The sequence below is a fragment of the Nostoc sp. genome, assembly GCF_036919815.1.
In the GTDB taxonomy this organism is placed as follows: Bacteria; Cyanobacteriota; Cyanobacteriia; order Cyanobacteriales; family Nostocaceae; genus Nostoc.
The window spans coordinates 40,449-63,289 of the sequence record NZ_JBALCE010000007.1 but is presented as its reverse complement, the minus strand read 5'-3'; the positions used below and the strand labels follow the sequence as shown (position 1 = coordinate 63,289).

At 41.2% G+C, this 22,841-nt stretch carries 21 protein-coding genes and 2 pseudogenes; 7 read left to right on the top strand and 16 right to left on the bottom strand.

Annotation, left to right across the window (positions count from 1 at the left end; all coding sequences use genetic code 11):
• Window positions 1-459 precede the first annotated feature (459 nt).
• Window positions 460-687 (top strand): hypothetical protein, encoded by a 228-nt coding sequence (locus tag V7K15_RS02255; protein WP_442949638.1) that lies wholly within the window; start codon window positions 460-462, stop codon window positions 685-687.
• A 290-nt stretch (window positions 688-977) separates the two neighbouring features.
• Here V7K15_RS02255 and V7K15_RS02250 read toward each other — a convergent pair whose 3' ends face one another.
• Window positions 978-1,220 carry a helix-turn-helix domain-containing protein gene (locus V7K15_RS02250; RefSeq protein ID WP_334902633.1) on the bottom strand — a complete coding sequence of 81 codons (243 nt, stop codon included), beginning with the start codon at window positions 1,218-1,220 and terminating at the stop codon, window positions 978-980.
• A gap of 389 nt (window positions 1,221-1,609) precedes the next feature.
• Between V7K15_RS02250 and V7K15_RS02245 the strand changes: the two genes are divergently transcribed.
• Both V7K15_RS02245 and V7K15_RS02240 read left to right on the top strand, forming a co-directional pair.
• On the top strand, window positions 1,610-2,206 hold the full coding sequence (locus tag V7K15_RS02245; protein WP_334902631.1) for an NAD(P)/FAD-dependent oxidoreductase: 597 nt from the start codon (window positions 1,610-1,612) through the stop codon (window positions 2,204-2,206).
• A complete protein-coding gene (locus V7K15_RS02240) occupies window positions 2,200-3,285 on the top strand; it encodes an AMP-binding protein (protein WP_334902629.1) in 1,086 nt (361 codons plus the stop codon). The genes V7K15_RS02245 and V7K15_RS02240 overlap by 7 nt, the downstream gene beginning before the upstream one ends.
• 437 nt (window positions 3,286-3,722) lie before the next feature.
• Here the strand turns inward: V7K15_RS02240 and V7K15_RS02235 are convergent, their stop codons facing one another.
• The 5 genes and pseudogenes from V7K15_RS02235 to V7K15_RS02215 form a co-directional block, all read right to left on the bottom strand.
• Entirely contained in the window at window positions 3,723-4,631 is a 909-nt protein-coding gene (locus tag V7K15_RS02235; RefSeq protein WP_334902628.1) for a class I SAM-dependent methyltransferase, read from the bottom strand.
• 207 nt (window positions 4,632-4,838) lie between these two features.
• Window positions 4,839-5,009: pseudogene (locus V7K15_RS02230) on the bottom strand (tyrosine-type recombinase/integrase); the annotation flags it as partial.
• A gap of 250 nt (window positions 5,010-5,259) precedes the next feature.
• Entirely contained in the window at window positions 5,260-5,490 is a 231-nt protein-coding gene (locus V7K15_RS02225) for a UPF0175 family protein (protein ID WP_334902626.1), read from the bottom strand.
• Between the two features lie 10 nt (window positions 5,491-5,500).
• Window positions 5,501-5,644: a hypothetical protein gene (locus tag V7K15_RS02220; protein WP_334902624.1), complete on the bottom strand. Its 144-nt coding sequence runs from the start codon at window positions 5,642-5,644 to the stop codon at window positions 5,501-5,503.
• A gap of 379 nt (window positions 5,645-6,023) precedes the next feature.
• Window positions 6,024-7,679, bottom strand: a complete 1,656-nt coding sequence (locus V7K15_RS02215; protein ID WP_334902622.1) for an alpha-keto acid decarboxylase family protein — start codon at window positions 7,677-7,679, stop codon at window positions 6,024-6,026.
• A gap of 295 nt (window positions 7,680-7,974) precedes the next feature.
• Here V7K15_RS02215 and V7K15_RS02210 point away from each other — a divergent pair.
• A pseudogene (locus tag V7K15_RS02210) lies at window positions 7,975-8,505 on the top strand (sensor histidine kinase); the annotation flags it as partial.
• A gap of 8 nt (window positions 8,506-8,513) precedes the next feature.
• Here the strand turns inward: V7K15_RS02210 and V7K15_RS02205 are convergent.
• From V7K15_RS02205 to glmM, 10 genes are all read right to left on the bottom strand, one after another.
• On the bottom strand, window positions 8,514-9,098 hold the full coding sequence (locus V7K15_RS02205; RefSeq protein WP_334902620.1) for a Uma2 family endonuclease: 585 nt from the start codon (window positions 9,096-9,098) through the stop codon (window positions 8,514-8,516).
• A 128-nt stretch (window positions 9,099-9,226) separates the two neighbouring features.
• A complete protein-coding gene (locus V7K15_RS02200) occupies window positions 9,227-9,865 on the bottom strand; it encodes a peroxiredoxin (protein WP_334902618.1) in 639 nt (212 codons plus the stop codon).
• 270 nt (window positions 9,866-10,135) lie between these two features.
• Window positions 10,136-10,360: a hypothetical protein gene (locus V7K15_RS02195; RefSeq protein ID WP_334902616.1), complete on the bottom strand. Its 225-nt coding sequence runs from the start codon at window positions 10,358-10,360 to the stop codon at window positions 10,136-10,138.
• A gap of 105 nt (window positions 10,361-10,465) precedes the next feature.
• Window positions 10,466-11,644 (bottom strand): hormogonium polysaccharide biosynthesis glycosyltransferase HpsP, encoded by a 1,179-nt coding sequence (gene hpsP, locus V7K15_RS02190; RefSeq protein ID WP_334902614.1) that lies wholly within the window; start codon window positions 11,642-11,644, stop codon window positions 10,466-10,468.
• A 176-nt stretch (window positions 11,645-11,820) separates the two neighbouring features.
• Window positions 11,821-12,996, bottom strand: coding sequence for a hormogonium polysaccharide biosynthesis glycosyltransferase HpsO (hpsO, locus tag V7K15_RS02185; protein WP_334902612.1), 1,176 nt, complete (start codon window positions 12,994-12,996; stop codon window positions 11,821-11,823).
• Between the two features lie 55 nt (window positions 12,997-13,051).
• Window positions 13,052-14,032 (bottom strand): hormogonium polysaccharide biosynthesis glycosyltransferase HpsN, encoded by a 981-nt coding sequence (hpsN, locus tag V7K15_RS02180; RefSeq protein ID WP_334902610.1) that lies wholly within the window; start codon window positions 14,030-14,032, stop codon window positions 13,052-13,054.
• 58 nt (window positions 14,033-14,090) lie between these two features.
• A complete protein-coding gene (locus V7K15_RS02175) occupies window positions 14,091-15,212 on the bottom strand; it encodes an acyltransferase family protein (RefSeq protein WP_334902608.1) in 1,122 nt (373 codons plus the stop codon).
• A gap of 225 nt (window positions 15,213-15,437) precedes the next feature.
• Entirely contained in the window at window positions 15,438-16,598 is a 1,161-nt protein-coding gene (locus V7K15_RS02170) for a glycosyltransferase family 4 protein (RefSeq protein WP_334902607.1), read from the bottom strand.
• A gap of 11 nt (window positions 16,599-16,609) precedes the next feature.
• Window positions 16,610-18,268, bottom strand: coding sequence for a hormogonium polysaccharide biosynthesis protein HpsL (gene hpsL / locus V7K15_RS02165; RefSeq protein WP_334902639.1), 1,659 nt, complete (start codon window positions 18,266-18,268; stop codon window positions 16,610-16,612).
• Between the two features lie 431 nt (window positions 18,269-18,699).
• Window positions 18,700-20,172, bottom strand: coding sequence for a phosphoglucosamine mutase (glmM, locus tag V7K15_RS02160; RefSeq protein ID WP_334902605.1), 1,473 nt, complete (start codon window positions 20,170-20,172; stop codon window positions 18,700-18,702).
• Between the two features lie 569 nt (window positions 20,173-20,741).
• On the opposite strand from glmM, the gene V7K15_RS02155 reads away from it, so the two are divergent.
• The 3 genes from V7K15_RS02155 to V7K15_RS02145 all read left to right on the top strand — a co-directional run bounded on the left by V7K15_RS02155 (window position 20,742) and on the right by V7K15_RS02145 (window position 22,788).
• Window positions 20,742-21,458 carry a biliverdin-producing heme oxygenase gene (locus V7K15_RS02155; protein WP_334902603.1) on the top strand — a complete coding sequence of 239 codons (717 nt, stop codon included), beginning with the start codon at window positions 20,742-20,744 and terminating at the stop codon, window positions 21,456-21,458.
• A gap of 689 nt (window positions 21,459-22,147) precedes the next feature.
• Entirely contained in the window at window positions 22,148-22,498 is a 351-nt protein-coding gene (locus V7K15_RS02150) for a type II toxin-antitoxin system RelE/ParE family toxin (RefSeq protein WP_334902601.1), read from the top strand.
• Window positions 22,495-22,788 (top strand): helix-turn-helix domain-containing protein, encoded by a 294-nt coding sequence (locus V7K15_RS02145; protein ID WP_334902600.1) that lies wholly within the window; start codon window positions 22,495-22,497, stop codon window positions 22,786-22,788. The genes V7K15_RS02150 and V7K15_RS02145 overlap by 4 nt, the downstream gene beginning before the upstream one ends.
• Window positions 22,789-22,841 lie beyond the last annotated feature (53 nt).

The following is a 22,841-nucleotide window of genomic DNA, read 5'->3' as shown; positions in this document are numbered from 1 at the left end:
CAAGCACCAAATTACTGAGGAGCCGTGTGAAGGGAAACTTTCATGCACGGTTTTGAAGACCAACGGGGTTGGTGACAACCTCGTTGAGTTTAATGTTCTGAAGGAGGCGACTGGGTAAGTATTATTCATATTAAAACTTGAAAATGGAACAGTAGATGCAGGCATAGTGTCTAGAAATGGGGATAGCCTTGACTATCCGTCGCCAGATGACGCTTAAGGTTAGAAAGGGGTTTTTAGGTGATAAACCCACAACTTTTAGAAACAGCATTCAACGGTGCAGCTAATGGACACATAGGACTACATGGCTGGCTGTCGTTAAGTTATGAAAGCAGCAACTAAGGATGCGATCGCATTATTTGCTCAAAAGTTAGTCCAGTAGCGGCCTTGATTCCAAACAAGACTAACTTTGGCAACTTGGTATTAGAGCCGCAGCAACAATGCGAGGTGTGGTAAACTGCGGTGAAACAAGCCGGTGGGAAAGTTCCTATTGTCAAAGATGTTGTGCAGAGGATCATGGAACGCACTAAAGCTCCAAATCCTTACTACATCAGGGAAGTGTGCCAGATTATTGTCAAAGATAACCCTGATTTACGAGGAAAAGGTGGGTGCTGGGGCATCGTCAGCCATGTGGGGGAATTTAGTCGTGTCAGTGGACTGGTGATTGAAGATTGGGAGCTTGAGCAATAAATAATATCTTTTGTGGACTTGAATGAAAACCTTAATAAACTAGGCATCTCCTATCAAATTCTTAACTATGAGGTTGACCCTAACGATAAGGCGATCGCACGCTTCTGAGTCCGCGCACCGTTTCCAAGATTGTTGGGCGTGAAGTCGGTGTCGATCGTCATACGCTCAAGCAATTTTTTGATGCCTTTGACTTACTGTTGGAAAGCGATGACTACTGCTTGAAGAGTTGTGGTGCAAAAAAGTCCTCAAATCCTGGCTACAAAGCTGTAGCATTTGTATTTCATTTCCAACTATAGATTGAGATTGGCGATTCCCCGTTGGAAGGCTGTAACGACTGCTTGAGTGCGATCGCTCACGCCGAGTTTTTGTAAAATGTTAGTGATGTGAAACTTAACGGTTCCCTCGGTAACGCTTAACGTTAAACCGATCGCTTGAGTGTTTTTACCTTTGGCTAACAGCTTGAGGACATCATTTTCACGATCGCTCAGTTGCGGTCTACTCATGCGATCAACCAATTTTACACCTACAATCACCGGAATATACTTTTATCCAGCGTGTACGGCCCGAATTGCCGCTAATAACTCACGTTGCTTCAACCTTAGTGTTTGGCTGGGTGTTGCTCAGGCAGCTTCAGATTAGCGAAGCCGATACGCCCGTTGTCGCTTACGGAACCCAGTGGATCTTAAGAAAACCCAACCACAACCGAATTAGTCGAACGGCTGGGCATCAAAAAACCAATTCAGGAGACGCTTTACGACTTAGCTGTTGTGGGTGCGGGGCCTGCCGGATTAGCAGCGGCGGTCTATGGAGCCTCAGAGGGACTAAACACCATTGTCTTAGAACATCCCCCGGGGGACAGGCGGGTACTAGTTCTCAATTTTAGAACTACCTCGGCTTTCCCACGGGCATCTCTGGCAGCGATTTGGCAAACAGTGCTGTGTTGCAGGCAAACAAGTTTGGGGCGCGACTTGCGATACCTTGCGAGGTTGTTAAACTGGCGTTTGAGGATGGCATTGCCGTGCTGCATCTGGGTAGTGGTGAGCAAGTTGCAGCGAAAAGTGTGTTGATTGCTATAGGAGTTGAGTACCACAAGCTGAACGTTGAAGGACGCGATCGCTTTGACGGTGCAGGCATCTACTATGCCGCCACCACAACTGAAGTGCAAATGTGCAGTGGTTCGCAGGTGGCTGTGGTCGGTGCGGCAAATTCTGCCGGACAAGCAGCTGTCTTTCTGGCTGAACAAGTAGAGAAGGTCTGGCTGCTGATTCGTGGGGATGACTTAGAAAAGAGTATGTCCCGTTATCTAATTCGTCGCATCAAGCAGATCGACAACATTGAATTACTCTGTGACACCGAAATTAGCCAGTTCAGGGGGGATGATTGTCTCCGTTTCATCAAGGTTAGCAACCACAAAACGGGTGAGACGCGATCGCTCGATGTCAATGCCGTTTTCACCTTTATTGGCGCACTTCCGCGAACCGACTGGCTTCCCCAAGTGATCGCTTGGCTTATATGTTGAATGATTCTCAAGCGCAGGTATTGCTAACTCAAAGGCAATTAGTAGACTCATTACCAAATACTGCCTTACAGGTGATCTGCTTAGATACCGATTGGGAGTTGATCGACACTCACAGCGAGAAAAACCCACAAACTGAGGTAAAAGTTAATAATTTGGCTTATGTAATTTATACCTCTGGGTCTACGGAAAAACCGAAAGGAGTAATGATTGAACATCGGTCTTTAGTAAATTTCACCCAATCGGTAAGAGATGAGTATGGGATAAACGATCGCGATGGCGAAACGCCCGCCGTAGGCGATCGCGTTCTCCAAGCTGCATCTATCAGTTTTGATGCCGCAGCCGAAGAAATCTATCCCTGTCTGATCTCTAGTGCAACCTTAGTGTTGCGTACTGCCGAAATGTTGAGTTCTGTCTCCACATTTGTGCAGAAATGCTGGGACTGGAAACTGACCATATTAATGTTGGGAACAGCCTACTGGAATCAGTTAACGTCAGAATTGGCAACCACAAATCAGACACTACCCCCATCAGTACGACTATTGTCTACTGGCGGAGAAAAATGGCTGCCAGAAAAATTGAAGCTGTGGCACTCGTGTATGGACGAGCGATCGCGTCTCCATGATTTAAAACAACCTCCACTACTAATTAACGGATATGGCCCTACCGAAGCAACGGTATTGGCAACCATGTACGACTTATCGCAGTTGGTACTAGAGGATACACTACCACAGCAACTGATTGGCAAAGCTTTTGGTAATGTGCAAACATACATTCTCGATCGCGTATTGCAACCCGTCCCGATTGGTGTATCAGGTGAATTGCATATTGGAGGTGTCGGTTTAGCCAGAGGTTATCTCAACCGCCCAGATTTAACAGCCGAGAAATTTATTACTCACCCCTTGAATAAATTAGAACGTCTCTATAAAACAGGAGACTTGGCTCGTTATTTACCCGACGGTAATATTGAGTTTTTGGGTCGAATTGACAATCAAGTTAAGGTGCGGGGCTTTCGGATCGAACTAGGGGAAATCGAAACTCTGCAACCTTCTATTGAAATGGTGGTTGTATTTTCGTCATAAACAAAAACTAAAAGTTATTATTCACTTATTTTTACAACATTTTAAAGCAGTGGGATTAATTAACTTACTTACTGCTATTAAACTGACATACTTTTTGATGGAAATAGGCAGAGTTCACAAATCGCGTGACATAGAAACCACCAAATATAATGCTATACGATACTGGGCTGAATTATTGAAAATCAAACCGCTACAATACCCTTATCTTGGTTAAATTGCTTATTTTTAGGCTTGAACACGATTGGTAAACTACGCATCCTTAACTTTTCCTCTCTGCGAGACGCTACGTGAACGCTTGAATCGAATGAAGGCGATCGCTTGGTTTCCTCTCTACGAGACGCTCAACGTGATCGCTTGAATGCCGTCGTCAGATCGCCTCGCCTTTGTCCAAAGTTCAAACATCCTCTCAAGCTGCCATCTAGCTCTCGTTTTGGCAATTAGGGGGCTTTGGGTTTGACAAACTTGAGGGTCATACGGTCGCTCTCTCCAATGGCAAGGAAGCGTTGCCTATCTTTTTGTCCTTGGCTCAAGGTTGGAGGTAGTGTCCAGACTCCACCTGGATAGTCTTTAGTATCCTTTGGGTTGGCATTAATCTCTGATTTGCCCACCAACTTGAAGCCAGCTTTCTCCACAGCAGCAATTATGCCCAATTCAGACATATAGCCAGTTTTGATACTCTCTTGTAAAGAAACGCCTGCTTTGGCACGGTGTTCTTCCACTCCCAGAATGCCCCCTGGCTTGAGTGCTTTGTAAGCCGCCGCGTAAACCTGATCGGCATATCCAGCCTTAACCCAGTTATGAATATTACGGAAGGTAAGAACTAGGTCTACAGAGTTGTCTGGAGCTAAAGTGAGTTCATTTGGGGGATTAATTTGGGCTACTTTGACCTTACCAAAAACCTCTGGATTAGCTGCTAGCTTCTGTTGGAAAGCCAAGGCAGGTTTACTCGTGCTAGGAGCAAAGTTGGTAACTATGAGTTGTCCCTTGGATGCTAGAAATGGGGCTAATATCTCGGTATACCACCCAGCCCCTGGCCATAATTCAACTACGGTCATGTTGGGGCGTAAACCAAAGAATTCAAGAGTCTGGGCTGGGTGGCGGTACTTGTCTCGGTCACGATTTGCAAGAGAGCGATGACTGCTGGTGAGTACAGTTTGAAGCGTGGTTGTGTGGTCAAAAGCTTTGGGTTCTTCGCTCTGGTTAGCTAGAACAGTGGGCATTACGGATGCCAACAAGAAAAAAGCCAGAGTTAGGGCTTTTAGCAAGCCTTGGCTGCGGGTGGGATTTTGTCTCATAAATATTTTTTCTACCTTCCGCTTCAGCATAAAGGCAAATAGGGTTCTCATAAATGGTGATCATCTCACACTCTTGTGCTATTTGTTCTGACAAAACTGGAGATAATGCTGTGTGATGCGATGGCGTACCCGCCATCGACTCAACCAGTTGGGGCGATAGCGACACGAGAAAGCAAAAGTTGTTTATTTAAAACCCCTGCTGTGCATCGACCGTAATTAATCTCTAATTGCCAGCTAAATTACTGCATTCTCTCTGAATCAAAAGCCAATGACAGAAACAGCTTTTCTCTTTTGTTCTGGCGTTACTTCTAGATAACGCTGCAATGTCCCCAGGTTGCTGTGGCCAGAGATTTCTTGAATAGTTCTCAAAGGTATTCCCACGCTGGACATCTGGGTAAGGGCAGTTCGCCGAAACGAATGGGTGCTGACTTCTGTATTACGTGTAATTGATAACCGAAAGTATTGTAACTCCGTTGGTGTCACAAAAGCGATCGCTCCCCATCAATTCCAACTTATCAATCGCAATCGCTACAACTCCTATGATTTCGTTGGCTGATAAAACCTGCTTATATAGGCAGCACTCTGACCAATTGCAGGTATAGTCCGCCCAAGGCTTGGGAATGAAGAGTGCTGAGTTCCGAGTAGTGAGTAATTTTTTTACTTACTCAACACTCAGCACTTAGAACTGAGTGTTGTCAACAGCAAAGACATCCAGTTGTTCACGGGCTAGGACGGCTAGAAAGTCTCGGCGGTTTAACCCAGCAACATTGGCTGCTTTCTCCATTGAGATTTCCTGCTTCTGATACCAGTAGATAGCAGCAGCAAGGCGCATATCACGCACAAACTCTTCTGGACTCAGGCGACGGGCGCTAAATACGGATTCTGGCAGGTTAATCGTGACTGACGACATAATTTATGTCTTAAATTACTGCATTAATAATATCAACCATTTCTGTATACAAGGCGCAACTTACTGCGGCGGGAGCTTTCTTGGGTGGTAGTGACGGCGATCGCTCTGCTCGATGCGCCTGTTTCGCTACCACCAACCATCTATGAGATAACACGCGCTCTGTGTCTGGGTTTAGGCGAGAGTAACTTACTTGGGTAAGTTGCTTTAGTTTACTAATAATCTACAAGTAAGTAAGTCGGCGTTAAAAAATCAACTTAGTAACGAAGTGTAAAGTTAACAAAGAGCTTATAAATGAATCGTTCCAGGGTTTTTACAAAACTCAACATACCTTGATTTTATCGTGCCTACTTACTTATCAATTTAGGAGATACAGTGCGAATCGTTGGTGGATAAATGATATGAGAGTCCTGCTAGTCGAAGATGAACCAGATTTGGGTTCATTGGGCGCAGAATCCGATTAGAGAAATGTCTGCTTACTGCAGTGTAGCTTCTCCATTGAACGACGGGGGTGCATTTTATTACTGCTAAATACCCTAATTTTGCAACATCTTCAAAAGAACTTCTGGGCTGTCCATTTTGTCCATCACGACCTCAATGAAAGCAAGTTGGTGGCGATTTTGCTCGGCTTTTTGCAATGCCGACTCTAGCTCAGACTCGGTGCTTACTTTAATGCCCCAGCCATTACTAGCAAAAATTTCATGGAGCTTGTGATAATTCCACCGTTGAATGTCGTTATATGGCATCGTTGCACCGTGTATATCACGCTCTATGGTATATCCATCGTTGTTAATCAGAAAAATAATTGGCTTCAAGTCATAGCGTAATATTGTTGAGAGTTCTTGTGCTGTCATTTGAAAAGAACCGTCACCCACTAGTAGAATAGCTCGTCGTTGTGGCGCTGCGACACAACAACCAAGTAATGAGCCAACTGAATAGCCAATCGAACCCCAAAGGACTTGCCCAATGAAGGTACTTCTCTTTGGCAAAGGAATTACTGAGGCTCCAAATAGACAAGTTCCAGTCTCAGCAACGATAATGTCATCTTCTTTGAGGAAATGAGCTAGCCTATACCAAAAACGCCGTTGTGTAATAACCGCATCCGTGTTGGGTTGGAAGGGAGTTGTGAAGCCAGCATCCAAATTCTCCATCGCAGGCTTGAAGTCTAAGGTTTGAGCGTCGCGGCGCTGCAAGCATTTGCTTAAACCAGATAAGACATCCCGCATTGCTACATTGTTGTACAGCGCACGTTTAATCTTTAGATACTGCCCATGCACTTCAATAGTTCGACCTGGATCAAGTTTGGCAGAAAACTTTCCTGTGTTGAAATCAGTCATCAAAGCACCAATACTCAAGACACAATCTGCCTCTTCAATACGTTTTCTGACATATTCCTCACTGGCAGCACCATTATATATGCCGATGAATTGTGGGTGCGTTTCCTCCAATAGCCCTTTTCCCATGTTCATGGTGGCATAAGGGTATCCGGTAGCTGCTAGCAACTCTCGTAATTCCATATGCAGGCTATAGCGATCCACACCAACATCAGCAAGAATCACTGGTTTTTGGGCTTTCTCCAGTATAGTTACACAGGCATCAACTGCCTCAGCTAAAGTAGCGCTAGCGCTTTGGAAGACAGGGGGTATCAATGAATCAGACGGTATAGCCACTTCATGGAGAGCAACATCCATCGGTATGGAGATGTAAACAGGTAATTTCTGGAGAAGACAGATACCTAAAACTCTGTCAATTTCTGCTGTTGCATTCTCTACTGTCAAATATGCTTGAGCCACCGTTACCTTTTCATACATTCGCGCAAACATAGAGAAATCACCAGTACCAAGCGTATGATGGACAAGCGAACCAGATGCTTGAATTTTAGTAGCAGGAGATCCAGTAATCGTGACAACAGGAACGTGTTCGGCGTAAGCGCCTGCAACACCATTAATAGCACTGAGTTCACCAACACCAAACGTAGTTACTAACGCTGCAACACCATTGATCCGACCATAGCCATCGGCAGCATAGGATGCATTAAGTTCGTTACAGGTTGAAATCAACTCAATTCCATCCTGGTTAACAATAGAGTCGAGAAACTCCATATTGTAGTCCCCAGCAACACCGAAAATATGCTTGACACCGATCTGCACCAGACGAAGCACTAGGTAATCGCCTACAGTAAAATTTGTCATTGTTTTAGCCTTCATTAATTTTTTTAGGATTTAAAATATTTTTCTAGTAGGCACAAAAATATTGGTGCTTAAATTTAGAATCGAGAAGTTGCAATTCCAAGGAACCAATTAATAAAAATTTACGACTGCCACTAAGTTTATTTGCACGTTTACCTATTATTTTCTACAGGTTTAAACTTTTTACCATCTGCCATTGGTACAGGATGAACTTGGATTATTTTTGATAACTTATCAGTTCTTTGTTTGCAAGGCTCCTCCCAACGGCTCTAGACAAGTAGGGTTTTTGAGTAAGGGCGACTTAATAGAGGAATTTGCAGCGATCGCATTTTCTGCCAAAGTAACGCTAACATCTGCAATCAGAGTAGAACAACCTCTAAATATCGTAGGTGATTCTGAGCAGCTTTATCGTCTGGTTTCTAATTTAATTATCAATGCAATTCAATACACGCCACAATTGGGAAAGGTGACTGTTATCTTAGAGCGCAGTGAAAATTATGCTGTGATTCAGGTTCAAGATACAGGTATTGGCATTCCACACCAGGAACTGACTCGAATTTTTGATCGCTTTTACCGGGTGAATAGCGATGCCTACGGCGGGCTGCGCCTACGCTCTCGTAAAACTGGCGGTTCTGGATTAGGATTAGCGTAGACGCAAAGCGGCTTGTCGTCAGACATCGCTAAAGCAATTATTCAGGCACACCAAGGTAGTTTAAACGTGCAAAGTGAATTAGGTAAAAATAGCACTTTTACTATTCAATTACCTTTCGATATCACCCCAATTTCCCAATTTAAATTGCTGTATTACCTCAAACCTAAATTTAAGTAAAACTTTCTCTACCAAACTTTACTCATATTCAGAATAAACCCAGGCAATACCAACTCGCCGCTAACTGTTGCAGGATTATCTAAACATTCCTCTGGTAATCCAGGACGATAAATATAAACTTTACGCTGCTTACGGTCAATCAACCAGCCTAAATATATTCCTGGCTCATTCATATATTCCTCCATTTTTTCCTTCAAAGTCTGGAGGTTGTCGCTAGGAGATTTAAGTTGGACTACAAAATCTGGACAAATGGGTGCAAACTTTCGCTGTTGTTCTGCTGAGAGAGCATTCCACCGTTCTAGTTTAATCCAGGAAGCATCTGGAGAGCGTTCTGCACCTGTTGATAGCTTAAATTCGGTACTAGAGCTAAAAGTTATACCAGTACTATCTTGTTCCGACCACACCCATAATTGCCCAAATATATTACCTTCTCGGTTTCCTGTCTCTGAACCAGTAGGAGGCATAATTACCAATTCTCCAAATTTATTGCGCTCAATGCGTAAGTCACGATTCACCTGACAGAACTCAAAAAATTGTTCGTCTGTCATTTGCATTGATGACGGAATTTGCAAAACCAAAGGAGATGAGAACATAGGGATTTCCTCCAGCTTCAGATGCCTAGCTCACTGACTATATTCTCAGGCAAAAAGACAAAGAGAAGACAAAGACGCAAAATTATAACTTTGCGCCTTTGCTTTTTTATCCGAAATCATTTTCAGATTTACTTATTAGGCTGAGGAGTTAGCCGCAGATAGGGTTTAACTTCCTTGTAGCCTTTGGGGAATTTCTCTTTGAGTACTTCTGGATCTTTGAGTGAGGGGACAATTACAACATCCTCGCCATCTTTCCAGTCAGCTGGTGTGGCCACACTGTAGTTATCAGTCAATTGCAGAGAATCAATCACCCGCAAAAGTTCATCAAAGTTGCGTCCCGTGCTGGGAGGGTAGGTGAAAGTGAGACGGAGTTTCTTATTGGGGTCAATCACGAAAACCGATCGCACTGTCACAGCCGCATTAGCATTCGGGTGGATCATGTCGTAAAGATCAGAAACCTTGCGATCGGCATCTGCCAAAATTGGGTAGTTAAGGGTGGTGCTTTGAGTTTCTTCAATGTCTCCCACCCAGCCGTTGTGAGATTCAACGTTATCAACGCTAAGTGCGATCGCTTTGACATTCCGCTTGTTAAATTCTGGTTTGAGCTTGGCAACTGTGCCGAGTTCTGTTGTACAAACAGGTGTAAAATCAGCAGGGTGAGAGAACAGCACAACCCAGCTGTCACCTGCCCATTCGTAAAAATTGATGTCGCCGTGTGTTGAGGCTTGCGTAAAGTTGGGTACTGTGTCACCTAGACGGAGAGCCATATTGATATTCCCTGTAGTTAGAAAAGCATATATATTCTAGTATGCCATCATGACATAAAACCCCTATTTTCCCATCGGACTTTAGCGGTTTGAAACAAAATTTTAGGTTGTCAGCACTCTCGAATATGAAATGAGAGGAAGGTAAAAATTATTGACTAAAGTACACATATATGCGCTAAATTAGTATTTTTTCCCTACAGGTTTTTCTTTACATTTCAAAAATCAAATAGGAATCCTATAGTTATAAATTTCCACGCCGACTTACTTATCTTAGCTGTGAATGCGTAAGTCTATATCAACTTTACCTTGTTTGACTTGAGCAACGCATCGTAACCACTCATGCCAAACAGCAGGATCACCAGTTTCACCATCTTCTATAGTACTCATGTCTCCAAGTAATCCTCCCAACTCATTTGATTGGGTTCTTTCATACACTTGAACTAAGAAGGCGTACATTGCAGTATAAGCTTCTTTTTCAGTCAGATTGATACTCATTAATTACTTCCTCCTGGTGTGAGACTGGATAAGCCTGTATTGGGATTATATTGTCAAAGCAGTTCTAGCCCCTATTTGGCAAAAACTGCTGTTGTCTGCATTGAATTAAATTAATTTGTTCGTCAGAATTTCCTGGTAGGCTTGGATTGTTTGCCTTGCGATCGCATCCCAGCTAAAATTTTCCAATGCATATTTTTGGGCGTTTAATCCGCGTCGTTGGCGTTCTACGGGATTTTGCAAAGCTTCTTGTAGTAACCCTACCAGTGCTTCGACATCTGTTGCGCCTACCCAACCCGATTCACTATCACGTATCTGTTGACAAATATGCACTTGGTCAGAAATGACTACGGGTGTTCCTGCTACCATCGCTTCAGCGACAGCAATCCCAAAATTTTCGTAGTAGGAAGGCAAGACAAATAAATCAGCAGCTTGTAGTAAACTAACTTTTAGTTCACCAGTTACAAAACCAGTAATTGTAGTGTGCGATCGCAGTGGGGAATTTTGAATTTGGGATATTATCTTTTGTTCGTAATCTGGATCTTGGGGATTTGTTCCAGCTAAGACAAAATGAAACTTATAACCAAGCGCTAACAGCTTCTCTAGCGCTGGAATCAACAAATTCAACCCCTTTTTTGGGTCAATTCGTGACATAAACAGCACTAATGGTACATCCTTTGGTATTTGCAACTGATCAGATACATTTTTAAGGGGGGATTGAGGGGGGATTACACCCAAGGGAATCACCAAATCTGGCGTAGATACTCCAAATCGTTCTGATATTTTAGCTTCTTGATCACTGGTAAAATGAATTGCTGCCGCACTAGCTAAATTTTGACGTTCTATCATTGCGACATAAAGCTGTTTTAATTGCTTTTTCTTGCGTAGATCAGCCGGATCGAGAGTACCTAAAGGACGGAAAATATAAGGTAGCTTTTGCTGACGACACACAATAGCAGCAGCACTAATTATTGGGGAGAATAGAGCATGAATATGTGCTATGTCAAACTCGTGAGCATGACGTTTTAGCCAGTTTAATAAATCTAGGGAAAATTTGTAGCGACGAAACGGGGCGCAACGAAAGTAAATTATTTCATAGCCATCTTGTTTAATTGGGCGATTTAAAGGAACATCGAGAGGTGTTTGACCATTATCGCCATTACTATCAGTTGTGATAATTGTAACTTCTACTCCCTCTTTAACCAATGCTGGAGCTAGCCCTAGTATCATTTGACTGGGACCGCCGTAAATCAGAGAAATTGAGGGGACAATTTGTAATATTTTCATTTTTTTTATCATTTGTTCTTTGTCATTTTTTATTCACTAGATATCTTGCAAAAGCCCCTAACACCCCATACTGGCTCCCCCTAATCCCCTCCGGTAGACAAAGCGTAAAAGCGTAGCTTTGGCGGGGTGGGGTTCTTATTTGTGATTTATGCAAGAAGTCTACTAATGACCAATGACTAATGACTACTAACTAAATCTTGATAAAACTCTAATTGCTGTTTAGCTAAAGCTTTATTTGTATATTTTATCATTGCTTTTTGATAACCCATTTCACCCAGACTGTGAGCAAAATAGGGTTTATCCATTAACTGAACTAAGCAATTAGCTAGAGCTTGAGCATCACCTTCGGGAAATACTAAACCAGCATCGCCAATTACATAGGGAATTTCCCCAGAATCAGAACCAATTACAGGTACTTGGCAAGCCATCGCCTCAATTAGCACATGACCAAACTGTTCTTTCCAGCCAACAGAAGTTAAAGTTTTAAACTTGTAAGTTGTTTCTGAAGGCAATACTAAAGTACTCATTAAATTGATATAGTTTGTCACATGATCATGAGGGACACTTTCTACCAAAATTAACCGTTCTTTAATATTGTTTTCCGTCGCTATTTTGATTAATTCACTTTGCAACTCTCCCCGTCCCAGCAGGAGTAATTTCCAAGGTTTGTTTTTCAAAGTGATTAAGGCTTGTAAAAGTGTTAATAAACCCTTCTCTTGCACAAAACGCCCTACAAAGCCTACCACAAAATCGCCTTTTTCAATACCCAACTTAGCTGCTAATTCGGGTTGGGCTTTGGGAGTAAATAGACTTTCATCTATGCCCAGTTGTGGCATGACTTTAATTGACCCTTGATATCCCCGTTGTCGCAAAACTTCTGCTCCATCCTGATTGCCACAAATGATCCCGTGGCTATGGTTGAGGTTATATTTTTCTAACAAAGAAACTGGTGGTTTCAGTTGGTATGGAAGATTCCACCAAGTAAAAAATACATTTTTTGCCTTGAGTCCTAAGAGTTTATTTAAGACAATCATTTGAGTATAAGCCAATGCTCTAGACCCTTGTTCTACCTGAATAATTTGGGGACGAAACTGTTTTAACAAAGATATCAAATCAGCACCAAAGGTAAGGAGTCCCTGATGATTTTGACTAAAATTAGAAATAGGAACTATTCTAAATGTGCCTTCATCGCGGTATTCAGTTTCAATAATTCGGTTTTGCACACCACCTGGTTTCCAGCGCTTTGGGACTACTACTGTCACTTCAATGTTGGGTTCTAGTTGAGATAAAGCCCGTAATTTTTCACAGTTCAGGTCTACGATATAAGTGTGACTAGCAACTAAAATTTTCATTGTTAGTTATCCTTTGTTATTCACTAACTCCTAACTCCTAACTCCTAACTCCTAACTAAACTTTTTGATCTAATCGACTGTAAATTTGACCATCGTTCCATATTGATTGAATCATAGTACCCAAGGCTTTGAAAAAACCCAAAATGTAGAAAATAGCGCGAGTGGCAATTTTGATGGGCGAACCGCTTTTATGGCAAGGTGGGCGTCCCAGAACGTGACAGTCAAATAAACGGCCGAATAGGCGTAAAGCTTGAGTAGGAGTGAGGTTTTTCAGTCCCAGCAAGAAATGGTTGTGGTAGAAGGTGAGTTGATATTTGAGCGATCGCATACTAATATCATGACAACCCCCTGTTTCTTCGCCTAAATGCACCAAATGGGCTTCTGGGTCGTACCAAATCTTATACCCCGTCTGGCGCACCCGCAAACAAAAGTCTGACTCTTCCCGCACCGCACTACCGCCAAACCTTTCATCAAACCTGAGTCCGTACTTAGTAAAAATTTCGCGCCGAAAAGACATATTGCAACCCCTTGCTGTCAGCACTTGCTGGGGTTTAATCGTATGTACTAAATCAATATGATACCAAGCAATTCCTGGGTCCATAGCCTGGGGAGGTAGATATTCAATCTCTAAATCTCCTCCAGAATCACCCAATTTCATTCTGTCAAATACCCGTCCGGCGACAGCCCCCACCTCTGGATTTTGTAAATAATTTTTCGCATGGGCTGCTAACAATCCTGGGGTTAACTGAACATCATCATCAATAAATAATATTATTTCACCAGATGACCGCCGGACAGCATAATTCCGCGCCCCTGGCAAACTTGCCCAATCTAAGCGCAACCATTTAATTTTACCTGCCTCCACCATCTCTTCCAGGTAGGCTTGAATTTCTGGTTGGTGTTTTGGGGTTTGGTCTACAACTAAAACTTCAAAATTTTGATAGTCCTGTTTTAGGACATCCACAATGCTATCGCGTAGCGCTTCTTCTCGACCATAGGTTGGTATAACTACAGAAATTAAAGGGTAATTAGTCATAATTTTTTCTACTATTTTATCTAAAGGTAATTGGAATTTTCGTTAATCATCTGAAACACTAATTTTGCTTCTTCATTACTGTTCCAAGTATTTTCATCACGAATCGCTCTATTTTAATAAATGAGAATACATAAATTCCTAGTAAAATACTCACTATCATTAAAGAAACTCCTATCTTCAAATAGTTATTTATCTGAATTAAATAATTTAATTTAGGTAATAAAACAAAATACAAAGGTTGATGAATTAGATAAATTTGATAAGAATAAATTCCTAATATACTAATAAAGCTTAATATAGGTCGAATTTTAGCTATTTTATCGAGACGTGATAATAATGCTTGAATACCCAAAAAAAATAAAGGAGTAAATAGCATATCTATACCTAACATATATATATATTTGATTTTAAAAATAGTTAAGATAGCATAAATAATAAATCCCAGACTAAAAAGAATGCTTGCAACAATAAAATCTGTTTTTCTAAAAATTTGATGCTTGGCATAGATAATTCCCCAATAAAGTCCTAGACACAACTGAAATAAATAACTTCCTATAAAATTATCTTGTAAGAAAAATAAATAATTATTCGTATCATGATTTATTAAAAAATAGAAAGCTCCTAACTTCGTTATTATTGCTCCTATAAGTCCTAAAACTAATATTTTATTCGGCTGTTCTTTGCAAAATATAAATATCAATGGTGTAAGTAAATAAGCCTCTAAAATTACTGTAAAAAACCAAAACCCAGGGTTGATTGATTGAAATCTTATCCCGGCTATACCTATAAATGACAAGAGAAAATTTAGGTTTAAATTAATCTTAATATTAACAAGTAAATAAAGTAAGCAAGTTAATATAACAGCTAGTATATAAGCAGGATATATTCTATATAAACGTTTAAATAGCCATGATTTCCAGTTAACTTTAATCTCCTCTATCTGGTTCTTTTGTAACTTAGAGATGAGAGCATAACTTGTGTTGAAACCAGCCATTAAAAAGAAGATATCTACAGCAGCATATCCGAGCTTTGCTCCATTGCTATCTAAAACTAAAATTAGTTGCGCTCGCGCCGGATAATTTTGAAAAAAATGAAATATGACAATTGCTAAAATTGCTAATCCTTTTGTCTGATCAATCCAATTAAATCTAGTTTGGCGTGCTTGATTGTGAGTATTCATATATCTGATATCTCGGAGTTTATGTTCAGCTTGATATCTAGCAATTCGACCTTTAGGAGCTGGTTATTCGCTAATATCTGCTGATAGCTAGAAAGATACCAGACTTAGCCACTAGGAGGATTTAGTAACCCTTGGTTAAGCTTAATACACAAGCAAGGTTCTGTCCACCGACAGCGTACTGGAGTATTTTCACTATGTCCAATATCTACTAATACGTTCTAACCTTCAGTATAACCTTGCCGCTGCTGCGTAGAGATTATCGAATAACTCATTTTGTTTTTCAGCGTCATGGACATTAATCACTTGTGCTAAAGCTCCAGCACTGAGAGACTCGTAATGTTCTTGTTTATCACTTCTATCTAAAAATTCTTGTACTTGTTGTAATGCCTGCTCTGCTAAATCATCGTAGGTATGATTGACAATTTCCCAATATTCTTCAGTTTTAGTTTTTTCACCATTTAGCCAATTACCCCAATGTCTGAGTTTGTCCAGTGGTAATTCTAAAACATACCCATTTTCATTATGACGAACAATTTCTGGCAAAGCACATACATTGGTTGTAATTGCCGGAGTCGCAACAGAGAAACCTTCAATAATGCTATAACCATAGGTATCCATTAATGATGGCATCAGTTGAAAATGACTTTGCGATAGTAATTCGATAACTTTTGCATTAGGAATTATGTTATGGAAAACGACATTATTTAAATCGAGTAACTTTAAATCTTCTGTATATCTATTAGCATCAGGAAAATCAGTAGGTACGCCGAAACCACACCATAGTTCAGATACTATATGTATAGTAATAGGCAAACCTAACTTTGCTGCTTTCTTGGCTAGTCTTAAAGCTACAACTCCGCCTTTTCTGGCAATGTGGTTACCGATAAAAATAAGTTGAAGATTTTGCTGATTTTGATAAGACTTATGCTGGTTAACCCTGACAGGAAAATTTGGATGTATAACATCTACTTTACCGATTATTTTTGATGCTACATCCCATTCTTGTACCCAGTTCAAGAATCGCAATCTAGCATAATCAGATATGGCAATAATTTTTTTGCAGTTTTCTAATGCCAAACGATTATTGAGAAATTTATAAGTTAATTCTTCTAGTTTGCTTTGCGGATCTCTATACAAAAATCGATGATCTTCAAAAGTCACAAACCAAGGTTTATTAGTATAGATAATTCTATTAAAAGTATGAATTACCTGGTATCCGCCCCATACAGGTCGCCAAGGCATAAAGCTTCCTAAAGGATACCAAACTTTATCTATAGGATATTTGCCTGCGAGAAAAGTTTTAGAACGAATGAGAGTATGTTCAGAATTACGAGGAAGATTAGGAACGCTGAGATGTTGTTGACCACCTATAATAACTTTCACCATTTTTATCCTAATTAAAATTCTGTTTTGAATCGTTTATTTGGAATTTGTGGTTGAGATTCAGCATCTTTTATCTCTTGTTTATCTAGCTCTGGCAATTTAAAAAGAACTCCCGCAAAAAACCAATAATAGACAGCAACTGGATCAACATCTAGAGGATAGTAGTAAGTGTTGTAGCTAATAAACAATATAAACACCCACAAAGCTGCTCCATAACTGCGGAAATTACGGTTCTTTATCGAGCGATAGGTTTTAAAGCCAATAATTGTTAAACTTGTTACCAAACCCAGAAACGCTAGTACTCCAATAATTCCAACTTCATAAAGTACTTTGGGGTAGTAGGTTTCCACAAGCTTAGTTTTACCCAATGCACGGGTAGAATTAGTTGCTCGACCTAAGCCACTTCCCAGTGGACCGTCTACGTTTTTCCAATTCTCTTCAAATTGCTGGATGATAAAATCTTGAGGTGGTGAAGCCTCCCAGCGACCGGTAAAACTCTCGGTTCTCTCTTGCACCAGAGTAGGGTTAGTCACGATCGCAATTCCCACAATCAAGGCAAGTCCCACGCCTATGGGGATAAATCGTTTCAGGTTGCCAATTTGTCCAGTGATCAATAGCAAAATCCCGAAGCAGATTGGTACTAAAGCTAAGGCGATTCTCTGTCCAGAGATGACAGCATTAAGAAATACTGTCACTAAAGAACCTAAACCAACTAGCCGCCATATTGGGGAGGGATCGGTGAAGCCCGTGGCAAAGGTAAAAAAGGTGCCAGAAATTAAGAACCATGCCCACTGCCAAGGAGCTACAAATGTCCCTGGTAGGCGAATAACCCCTTCTTCGGGACTATATACTAGCGCTCCACCAAAATAACATCTGGCTTCGAGTGTTGCTCTAAATAAGGCATCTCCTTCAAGACCTCTGGTGCCTTGACATACACCCGTTATTAGTAAGAAGTATTGAATAAATCCCAGCACACAGCAAATTAGTATAAGAGCAATCTGGAGGCGTGATAAAAATAAAAAATCCCGTTTATCCCGAATTAAATAGTAAGCACAACCAATCAGGGGGACATAGCCTAAAAATACTTTTAGTCCTAGAATTCCCATACCTAATGGTATTTCTGGGGGTGCTTTTTCTAATAGTCCCGAAATAGGCGGGTTAAACTGCTGTCCACCATTGATAAACAACAGCGTTAGCAGACTGCAACCCAAAACAATATAAAGTGGGATTTTAATCTTTTGGGGAATAATTAGGGGTAGCCCCTGTTTCCGGCAAGTCTGCCAAATTCCAATTAGCGCTGGAACGTAAAAAGCATCTTTAGCTAATTGCAGTATGGGACTATTGCCTAAGTAGTAGGTGATAGTACCCCCAATAGGTACGTAAATGATGAAGGCATATAGCGCTTGGCGCGGATATTTGTAGGAAAGGGACATGATGATTATCGCCAAGACACCAGGGACTGCTGCTTTAATTCCAGCTATGAAAAAGAGCAGAATGCCAACGAATATACCGCCAAAGGTGGCGGTGGTGAGTAAGCTAATGAGTTCTTTACGTGCTTGGGCTGCTTTGCGCTTTTGGGCTAACTGTTCTTTGAGGTTAAGGGTAGAAGTTTCCTTTTTAGCCTGCTTTTTCGATTTTTTAGATTGCTGAGATTTTGACTTGAATTTTGGCATGGTGGTGCTGTAGCCTATCAGCCTCAGAGAATCTATTATAGTTGACAAATTTATTTGGATTGCTGTAACTCGTACAATCCGAATTCATCTCTAATTGATTGATTTAATAATTTGTAATTAAAAATGCTAAATCTTAATCTTTTTGAATTATCAAAAAAAATTCTCTCCTTTTTCCAAAATATAAATTAGCCAGGTATGATCTAACAATACTAGGACTTACGCAAAGCTACACACGGTAGGGGCAATTCATGTAGCTTTAGGTTGCCGCAGGGTATTGTCCCTACCTAAAAATCATTCTTTTCGGCTATTGTTTGCGTAAGTCCTGAATACAAATACAAATGTCACAGCTTCTATAGATAACCAAGGCTGGTTAATTTGCAGAAGCTATGACGAAAAATTGGTGCTTGTTAAAAGCTGAGATAATAGCTAATTTAGTCCATCAGATGTTGCTGGACTTGCGAAACTAATTCATTTGTCCAGTGGTTCGCAAGGTCGGCATTGGCTGCTTCCACCATGACTCTGATCACTGGTTCTGTGCCAGAGGCGCGAACCAAAATTCTGCCGGAATCACCCATTGCAACTTCAGCAAGAGCGATCGCTTGTTGCAGAGGTTGGCAATCTTGCCATCCCAAACGGCGATCGCGATCGATAACTCGCACATTTCGCAACAATTGCGGATAGGTCTGGAAGCTTTGATCTACTAATTCGCTAAAGGAAACACCCGCCTCTTTCACCAAAGCTGCTATATGTAATGCTGTTAACAAGCCATCTCCAGTCACAGCATAATGACGGCAAAGAATATGACCTGATTGTTCGCCGCCTAGCATTGCCCCAGTCCGCAACATTTCGGCTTGCACGTATTGGTCGCCGACTGCGGTACGAATGAAGTTACCACCCTGTCGCTGCCAAGCTTTCTCAAAGCCTAAGTTGGCCATGACAGTAGATACAATCAGGTTGTCTGGCAGTTGTTCCTTTTGTTCTAAGTGGCATCCCCAGAGATAGAGAATGTAATCGCCGTTAACTTGCCGTCCGGTATTGTCTACTCCTAAGACGCGATCGGCATCGCCATCGAAGGCAAAGCCGATGTCGGCGTTGTGTTCTTGTACTGTTGCTGCCAGAATATCTAAATAAGTGGAACCGCAATTAACATTAATGCGATCGCCATCTGGTTCGTTATGCAAGCAGATTACCTCTGCCCCCATTTCTCTAAATACTGATGGTGCTAACCCGACTGCTGCACCCCACGCCAAGTCTAAAACAATCTTCATTCCTTGAAGATTTAGGCTACTGTTCAAGGGTTTTTTCAACGCCGAGCTATAATCCCCCACTAACTCCAAACGTGAGTAATGCCGGCCGCAATTACTGACTCTAGCAATAGGTGATATTTTACCACGCAGTCCGGCTTCTATTTCTGCCTGCAATATTTGCGGTAACTTCCCACCATCGGCACTAAAAATCTTAATCCCATTGTCTTCTGGGGGATTGTGGCTGGCAGAAATCATCACTCCGCCGATGGCTTCACTGATGCTGGTGAGATAGGCAACGCCAGGAGTGGGACATAATCCCAAATACCACACCTCTAATCCTGCTGCTGTTAACCCTGCACTTAACGCCATTGCCAGCATATCGCTGGAGTTTCTAGAGTCCTGTCCAAGAATGACTGGCCCTAGTTCAGTAGCATGGTTACGTAAAACAATCCCTGTCCAAAAACCAACTTGTAATGCTAGGGGCGCACTCAGTAATTCTCCCACTCGTCCGCGAATCCCATCTGTGCCAAATAAGGGATTTACTGGTAGTGGGATTAAATTCAGTGCAAAACTGCTCTCAATCCCTTTGCCCAATCCCTCAACTTCGGAAGCAGAACCCCCAGCAATGCCCGATGTCCGAGTTATAGATGAAACCATATTGTTTAAACACTCCACACAATCACACTGAAAAATAACACTTAAGACTTTATTCAGCAATTTTGAGATGCTTTTTCTCTTTAGAAATTCATTCCAGATTAGGCGAAGATTACGTAATAATACTGAATTCACTCCAATGGAATTGTAAATATTTTATAAAGTCAGTCTTGCTTTTTAGATTATTAGTAAAGTTTCCACATTTTAGCGGATTATTCCTTTTATGCCCTCAACTTTACTCTTGATTATCTGTATTAGTTCACATTTTGCAATGCTAATAATAAAGAATAAATTGTAATAAATATTACACTTGTTTCATCACAGGTGTTTTTCAGGAAAGCTGAGGATGAAAGCAAAATTCAGCTAATAACAACAAAAAATCAAAACAGCGAAATGTAAAATTCTATTCCCTTAGGCTTGTTGGTGTGTAAAAACCTACAAAATCATTGCAGCTTAAAAAATTTTAATATAAATTCTCATCAAATAGTTTTAAGGTAACGTTTTAATGGCTTTTTTAGCCGTTAGTGAATCCAAACTTCGGCAGTTAACTTTTTAAAGTTGAGAATTTTAGCATGAGCAGCAATTTAGCAACCAAATTACGTGTAGGCACTAAAAAAGCCCACACAATGGCAGAGAATGTAGGTTTTGTCAAGTGCTTTTTAAGAGGAGTAGTCGAGAAAAACTCTTACCGGAAACTAGTTGCTAACTTCTACTTCGTCTACTCAGCGATGGAAGAGGAAATGGAAAAGCATCGCCAGCACCCAATAGTTTCTCAAATTAACTTTCCCCAGTTAAACCGCAAGTATACCTTAGAGCAAGACCTGAGTTATTACTTTGGTACCAACTGGAGAGAGCAAATCAAACTATCTCCCGCAGGTGAAGCTTATGTACAGCGCATCCGAGAAATATCTGAAACAGAACCAGAACTGTTAATCGCCCATTCATATACTCGTTACCTGGGTGACTTATCCGGGGGACAAATTCTCAAAAATATTGCTGTAACAGCGATGAATTTGTCTGATGGGCAAGGAACAGCCTTTTATGAGTTTCCAGAGATTTCTGATGAGAAGGCATTCAAAGCCAAATATCGTCAAGTTTTGGATGAATTACCCCTTGATGACGCTACGTGCGATCGCATCGTTGATGAAGCTAACGCCGCCTTTGGTACGAACATGAAGATGTTCCAAGAATTAGAAGGCAATTTAATTAAGGCGATCGGTGTAATGCTTTACAACAGCCTCACACGGCGTCGTACACGCGGTAGTACTGAACTGGCAACTGCTGAGTAACTGTGTTGAGATTGCGGAGTATGGTGTGTGGAGTCATAAATCCAGACAGCCTGATGAAGGATAATTCATAGGTGTTTCTGGAGAAAGAGCGATGCCTAGATTGGGCGATGTCTACGTTAAAAACGCTCAAAATAAAATACTTAGGGGCAATAGCCTTGTGACTGCTTTTGATTTGTGAAAGCAAGCATGGGGAGATTGCCCCTCAATTATGTTTAAGAGTTAGCAGTTCTTAAGTAGTTATGCAAAATTAAATATACATTTGTCATTGCGAGGAACGAAGCAATCGCAAGGGTTTGGGCTTTTCGTAATTATATAAATATTTTTGCGTAGGTACTTAACACCAATATTTTGGGGTTTTGCATAAATTTTCAACTTATAGCAGAGTTGAAGAGGGCGAATGCACGCGATCGCACTTATGGGTTTATCTGAGGTAGTCCAATGAGTGCCACTGCTGACTGCATCGACCCTGACTTGACCGCATTGGGTGTTGGGAATTGGGGGATTGAAGGATTGGGGCGATCACCCTTAGAGTAAATGGGTGAAAAGTAACTTATGTCTACTGTTGACTACTAGTACCAAAAAAGGTACAAGAGTAATGTGATGTCAAATTTATCTAATTAAACATAGCTCTGTAAAGCTACAATATGTGCTTTTGCAGGTTTATGTATTTTTAGAGAAATTTGATATAGATGGAAGAAAAACGAATTCCTGCACAGTTCTATCAAAACGAAAATGGTACAGAACCTGTTCGTGATTGGTTAAAGGACTTAGACAAAGAAGATCGAAAATTAATTGGTGCTGATATTAAAACAGTAGAGATTGGATGGCCAATTGGGATGCCAACTTGCCGTCCAATGGGTAAAGGGCTATTTGAGGTACGTACAAATTTACCTCAAGGTCGAAAAGCTCGTGTGTTGTTTTGCATTTATGACGAAAAAATGATTCTTCTCAATGGGTTTATCAAAAAAACTCAGAAAACTCCACAAAAAGAATTGGAGTTAGCCTTAGAACGCAAGCAAAAACTGGAAGTGCAAAGATGAGCAAAAATCCATATATTGGTTCGTCTCTTGATGACCTTCTTGAAGAAGAAGGCACACTTGAAGAAATTAACCTGATTGCTGCTAAACGTGTTATTGCATGGCAGATTAGCAAAGCAATGGAAGAAAAAAAGTTGAATAAGGCAGCAATGGCAAAAGAGATGAAAACTAGCAGATCATCTCTTGACCGGTTGTTAGACCCGAATAACTCATCTGTATCCTTAGACACCATTGCTCGTGCTGCCAGAGTGGTTGGTAAACGGATACGTTTGGAATTGGTGGATGCAATGTAGGCATAATTCAGCATTACCTATCTTCCTAACCTATCTGATCAGAGATGGGTTAA

Bases quoted from the DNA above. Each gene is read 5' to 3' on its own strand.
- V7K15_RS02240 (WP_334902629.1), top strand. From the start codon at position 2,200: ATGTTGAATGATTCTCAAGCGCAGGTATTGCTAACTCAAAGGCAATTA.
- V7K15_RS02235 (WP_334902628.1), bottom strand. From the start codon at position 4,631: ATGAGAACCCTATTTGCCTTTATGCTGAAGCGGAAGGTAGAAAAAATA.
- V7K15_RS02225 (WP_334902626.1), bottom strand. From the start codon at position 5,490: ATGTCGTCAGTCACGATTAACCTGCCAGAATCCGTATTTAGCGCCCGT.
- V7K15_RS02215 (WP_334902622.1), bottom strand. From the start codon at position 7,679: ATGACAAATTTTACTGTAGGCGATTACCTAGTGCTTCGTCTGGTGCAG.
- V7K15_RS02205 (WP_334902620.1), bottom strand. From the start codon at position 9,098: ATGTTCTCATCTCCTTTGGTTTTGCAAATTCCGTCATCAATGCAAATG.
- V7K15_RS02200 (WP_334902618.1), bottom strand. From the start codon at position 9,865: ATGGCTCTCCGTCTAGGTGACACAGTACCCAACTTTACGCAAGCCTCA.
- V7K15_RS02195 (WP_334902616.1), bottom strand. From the start codon at position 10,360: ATGAGTATCAATCTGACTGAAAAAGAAGCTTATACTGCAATGTACGCC.
- hpsP (WP_334902614.1), bottom strand. From the start codon at position 11,644: ATGAAAATATTACAAATTGTCCCCTCAATTTCTCTGATTTACGGCGGT.
- hpsO (WP_334902612.1), bottom strand. From the start codon at position 12,996: ATGAAAATTTTAGTTGCTAGTCACACTTATATCGTAGACCTGAACTGT.
- hpsN (WP_334902610.1), bottom strand. From the start codon at position 14,032: ATGACTAATTACCCTTTAATTTCTGTAGTTATACCAACCTATGGTCGA.
- V7K15_RS02175 (WP_334902608.1), bottom strand. From the start codon at position 15,212: ATGAATACTCACAATCAAGCACGCCAAACTAGATTTAATTGGATTGAT.
- V7K15_RS02170 (WP_334902607.1), bottom strand. From the start codon at position 16,598: ATGGTGAAAGTTATTATAGGTGGTCAACAACATCTCAGCGTTCCTAAT.
- hpsL (WP_334902639.1), bottom strand. From the start codon at position 18,268: ATGCCAAAATTCAAGTCAAAATCTCAGCAATCTAAAAAATCGAAAAAG.
- glmM (WP_334902605.1), bottom strand. From the start codon at position 20,172: ATGGTTTCATCTATAACTCGGACATCGGGCATTGCTGGGGGTTCTGCT.
- V7K15_RS02155 (WP_334902603.1), top strand. From the start codon at position 20,742: ATGAGCAGCAATTTAGCAACCAAATTACGTGTAGGCACTAAAAAAGCC.
- V7K15_RS02150 (WP_334902601.1), top strand. From the start codon at position 22,148: ATGGAAGAAAAACGAATTCCTGCACAGTTCTATCAAAACGAAAATGGT.
- V7K15_RS02145 (WP_334902600.1), top strand. From the start codon at position 22,495: ATGAGCAAAAATCCATATATTGGTTCGTCTCTTGATGACCTTCTTGAA.